Raw genomic sequence first — 2091 nt, forward strand, 5'->3', positions numbered from 1 at the left:
GGCAGCTCCTACAGTCTAATGGCGTACACCGTGTAGGAGCTGCCGAAGGCTGCGATCTTTGCTTTTAATCTTCTTTTTTCATCAGGCCAGCAAGGGCCGCAAACGGGTTATGCGTGGCCTTGGCGATTTTCGGTGTGCTCAGCGAGCCGTCGCCGAAATACTGCTGGTCGGTGTAACGCGAATGCTCGTTGTCGTGGCAATACAGGCACAACAGCTCCCAGTTCGAGCCGTCCTGCGGGTTGTTGTCGTGATTGTGGTCGCGGTGGTGCACGGTCAGTTCGCTCAGGCGTTTGCCGGAGAACTCGCGGGCGCAGCGGCCGCAGACGTGCGGGTACATCTTCAGGGCTTTGTCGCGGTAGCCCATTTCCTTGTCGCGCTGGTTGTCGGCGAGGATGCGGTCCAGCTTCGACGTGTTGGTGGGGGTGGACGAACTCATGGGTTCACCTTTGTAAAAGACTGATGACGGTTATGCGCAGAGTTTAGCTCAGCCCTTGAGCTTCTCGGCAATCCAGATCGTGTGGCGGGTGCCCTTGTTGCCGTGGGCGAAGACCTGGACTTCTTCGGCCTTGAAACCGGCCTTCTTCAATTTGTCGGAAAACTGCCGATCAGCGCTGGCCGACCACACCGCCAGCACGCCTTTGGGACGCAGGGCCTTGGCGCAGGCATTCAGACCAGCGGCCGAGTACAACCAACTGTTGGCTTTCTGGGTCAGGCCTTCAGGGCCGTTGTCGACATCGAGCATGATCGCGTCGAACCCGTTCGGCTCGCTTTGCAGCACCTTGGCCACGTCTTCCATGCGGATCACCGTGCGCGGATCGAGCAATGGCCGGCCGGACTTTTCTCCGAGCGGGCCGCGATTCCACTCGACCACGCCGGGCACCAGCTCAGCGACCACCACTTCGGCGGCCTTGCCCAAATGCTTGAGTGCCGAGGCGAGGGTGAAGCCCATGCCCAGGCCACCGATCAGCACGCGCGAATTCGGCCGGCCGGCGACCTTGCGGCAGGGAATCTCGGCCAATGCGTCTTCGGAACCGTGCATGCGCGTGTTCATCAATTGCCCGCCGTCGCCGCCCTGGATCTTGATGACGAAGTCCTCGCCATACTCGAACAGGCACAGGGCACCGCCGTTTTCGGGGATCGGGGTGGTGTCGAGCAGAACGAAACGTTTCATGGAAATCTCTAAAGGGGGGGAAGGCAAGCAGGCGCGTTGGGAGTAGCCTGAGCACAGACTAAAGGCCAAACGGAGCCCTTGATGAAGCGCACCATTCTAACGGTCATTACCCTGGCCGCGCTCGCGATTACTGCTGCGCAGGCCCAGCAGAGCATTCCGGTCAGTCCGACGCCGCAACCCGGCTCGCCCGGCACCGCGACGCCGACGCCGTATCCGCAGATCACCCCGATTACCCTGCCCAAGTCTGGCGCCGGCAGTGGCAGCCCGCCGCTGGTGCCAATCGAAATGCCCAGCCCGCCGAGCAAGGATCAACCGGTGCCGGGTATCGAGCCGAACGGCAACAAGGCGAAATCCCCCGGCGGTTAAACCTGTTGCGCGGCGAGTTGGCCGTCGGCCATGCGCAGGCGTTTGGACAGCGAGACGGCGAGGGCGCGGATGATCTTTGCGGCGATTTTCGGTGCGTCGTTGAGCATTTTTTCCAGCGAGTCCTTGCCCAGGTTCAGCAACTGACAGTTGCTTGCCGCAATGCACGTGGCCGAACGCCGTTCGCCATCGAGCACGGCCATTTCACCGAAGGCACGGCCGCTGCGCAGGGTGGCCATGGTGATGACCTGGCCGTCGACGGCGGTTTTCTGCACGGCGACCTGGCCGGTGTGGATGATGCACATGAAACTGCCGGCATCGCCCTCGCGAAAAATCGCTTCGCCTTCAGCCACGGTGCTGATGCTGAAGTAGCCGGAAGCGGCCGCGAAGTCGGCCAGCTGCAATTGATCGAACAGGCCACAATCCATCAGCCAGTCGCGGATTTCGTTGTTCAGGAAGGTCGGTTCGGACATGTCGATGCGGTCTTTTTGTTTTCACATTTTCCGGGTATCACACGTTCCTTGTGTAGGAGCTGCCGAAGGCTGCGATCTTTTGAT

At 61.1% G+C, this 2091-nt stretch carries 4 protein-coding genes; 1 reads left to right on the top strand and 3 read right to left on the bottom strand.

Annotation, left to right across the window (positions count from 1 at the left end):
• Window positions 1–64 precede the first annotated feature (64 nt).
• Both DCO47_RS26595 and DCO47_RS26600 read right to left on the bottom strand, forming a co-directional pair.
• Window positions 65–436: a YajD family HNH nuclease gene (locus DCO47_RS26595; RefSeq protein ID WP_003222612.1), complete on the bottom strand. Its 372-nt coding sequence runs from the start codon at window positions 434–436 to the stop codon at window positions 65–67.
• 48 nt (window positions 437–484) lie between these two features.
• A complete protein-coding gene (locus DCO47_RS26600) occupies window positions 485–1171 on the bottom strand; it encodes a spermidine synthase (protein ID WP_042607430.1) in 687 nt (228 codons plus the stop codon).
• 81 nt (window positions 1172–1252) lie between these two features.
• Between DCO47_RS26600 and DCO47_RS26605 the strand changes: the two genes are divergently transcribed.
• Window positions 1253–1537, top strand: a complete 285-nt coding sequence (locus DCO47_RS26605; protein ID WP_042607431.1) for a hypothetical protein — start codon at window positions 1253–1255, stop codon at window positions 1535–1537.
• Here DCO47_RS26605 and DCO47_RS26610 read toward each other — a convergent pair.
• On the bottom strand, window positions 1534–2007 hold the full coding sequence (locus tag DCO47_RS26610) for a Crp/Fnr family transcriptional regulator (RefSeq protein WP_116659273.1): 474 nt from the start codon (window positions 2005–2007) through the stop codon (window positions 1534–1536). The two genes, DCO47_RS26605 and DCO47_RS26610, sit on opposite strands and share 4 nt — an antisense overlap.
• Between the last annotated feature and the right edge of the window lie 84 nt (window positions 2008–2091).

It is taken from the genome of Pseudomonas sp. NDM (assembly GCF_003105095.1).
Taxonomy (GTDB): Bacteria; Pseudomonadota; Gammaproteobacteria; order Pseudomonadales; family Pseudomonadaceae; genus Aquipseudomonas; species Aquipseudomonas moraviensis_A.

Coding starts and splice junctions, on each gene's coding strand:
- DCO47_RS26610 (WP_116659273.1), bottom strand. CDS start 2,007: ATGTCCGAACCGACCTTCCTGAACAACGAAATCCGCGACTGGCTGATG.
- DCO47_RS26595 (WP_003222612.1), bottom strand. CDS start 436: ATGAGTTCGTCCACCCCCACCAACACGTCGAAGCTGGACCGCATCCTC.
- DCO47_RS26600 (WP_042607430.1), bottom strand. CDS start 1,171: ATGAAACGTTTCGTTCTGCTCGACACCACCCCGATCCCCGAAAACGGC.
- DCO47_RS26605 (WP_042607431.1), top strand. CDS start 1,253: ATGAAGCGCACCATTCTAACGGTCATTACCCTGGCCGCGCTCGCGATT.